Origin of the sequence: Bradyrhizobium sp. URHD0069 (assembly GCF_000701345.1) — a bacterium.
Taxonomy (GTDB): domain Bacteria; phylum Pseudomonadota; class Alphaproteobacteria; order Rhizobiales; family Xanthobacteraceae; genus Bradyrhizobium.
Genome location: NZ_JNIJ01000121.1, coordinates 1 through 1,767 on the forward strand (window position 1 = coordinate 1; position 1,767 = coordinate 1,767).

1 protein-coding gene is annotated in these 1,767 nt (G+C 60.6%); it reads left to right on the plus strand.

Annotated elements, in window-relative coordinates; genetic code table 11:
- Positions 1-709: 709 nt before the first annotated feature.
- Positions 710-1,390 (plus strand): glutathione S-transferase family protein, encoded by a 681-nt coding sequence (locus N554_RS41350; RefSeq protein WP_029586898.1) that lies wholly within the window; start codon positions 710-712, stop codon positions 1,388-1,390.
- Positions 1,391-1,767 lie beyond the last annotated feature (377 nt).

Here is a 1,767-nt window from a genome sequence, read left to right on the forward strand (position 1 = left end):
CGGGGTCAAGGCCGTCAGCCGCCGAAGGCGGTGGCGCCCAGCGCCAGCCTTGAGCCCGGCCGATTCACCGGTCTACCTTCAGCACAGTTGCTCTGCCGGGAAAGGACGAGGCGAGCTGGTAGCGCTGATTTGCCCGACGCGTTAAGCGAAATATTTTTTCGGGCAGGACTGGACGACCCAAATCATGTTGAAATCGCTGGAAGAAAAACTTTATTCACGCAACGCCGGCGCCTGCGTCGCGCAGGAAAATGTCGCGATCTCGCGCCGGGACCGGCGCTGCAGCCTGCCGCGAGCAACGTCATCCCGCTGGCGAAGCGGTGATCGCCGGTCGGCAAGTCGGTGCGGATCGAGATCGAAGCGGCGCGCGGGTGGATGCAGTGAGCCGAGCGGAGCGGCGATGTCCGTTCTTAGCGGCCCTCAACACCGGACTTCGGTGGGCGGCATGGCACGTCAATTTCGTGCCAAAAGGCGGCATAATATGAATTTTGAAGCGCGAACCGCATTATGGGGTCGCACGCGAAGAACGGTGCGATGCAAAGTGTGTCACGACCTTGCAGCGGCGATTGGCGTGTTGCTAAAACTCATTAGCGCACCGTGCTTGGTCGAAAGACCGTGTGGCGTGCTTCCGGGCATGCGACGGCCGTCCGGTCAGCTGCCGCGCAGCCAAATGTTGTCTCACTCTGTATCGAAGATGGGGAGAGGGGATCGCATGTCGCTCATAGTGTTCGGAACTAGTGTCTCGCCCTTTGTCCGCAAGGTCCGTATCGTATTAACTGAAAAGGGTCTCTTCTACCGGCACGAGAATGTGAATGAGGCTAAGCCACCGGACGGCTGGCGTGAGCTGAGCCCGCTCGGGAAGATCCCCGCATTCAAGGACTGCGATCGGGCGCTTGCCGGGTCGTCGGTGATTTGCGCCTATCTCGAGCGCCGCTTTCCCATACCGCCCCTCTACCCTACCGAGCCCTACGACTACGCACGTGCGCTGTGGCTCGAGGACTACATGGATGACGGCTTCGTCCCATTGGGCCGCTCCAAGGTGTTCTTGCCGCTTATCGTGGAGCCGCTATTGGCCGGCAAGCCGGAGGCCGATGTCGCTGCCCAAGAGGCTGCGGGCAAAGCGGTCGACGAGGAATTCCCCGCATTCTGGGACTATCTCGAGCGCGAGCTCGGCGAGGGCGAGTTTTTTGTCGGCGAGCACCTCACTATCGCCGATATTGCGATCGCGAACGCCCATGTGAACTTGCGATATGCAGGCGTTGCGCCCGCGCGCAACCGCTGGCCACGCCTGCGCGCATTCCTTGACCGCATGCACAGCCGGTCTTCGTTCAGCAACCTCGTTAAGGAGGAGGCGCCGATCTTCGACAGGCTTTCCGGGTGGATCAGCGATTGAGCGGTCATCGGCTCTTTGGCGCCAGCGCCGCGCCGCGGCGATGCCGCGGCTGATCAGGGAGGAATTCCGCCGGCTTGGCGGTAAGGCGCCCGCCGTATTCCTCGACACGTTTCCAGTCGCGAATATCTGCTCGGGGTCAGTTTTGTCATTCTAACCATGTGCCGATCACTTCCGGTCTACCCCAGCAAAGCGGAAGACGTATGCTCGTCTGGACCTTTTCAGCTTTTGACCCGAACCGGAAGTCGGATTGGCCCTCCAAATGGTCGCGAAAACGCGGTGATACTCGGTGACTGACCACTGCTAATTTGATAACCTGCGATCAGACCCGGCTGGCAGGCGACCGAATGAATTCGGTCAATTGAAATGGCGCCAGTTCA

Coding starts and splice junctions, on each gene's coding strand:
- N554_RS41350 (WP_029586898.1), top strand. CDS start 710: ATGTCGCTCATAGTGTTCGGAACTAGTGTCTCGCCCTTTGTCCGCAAG.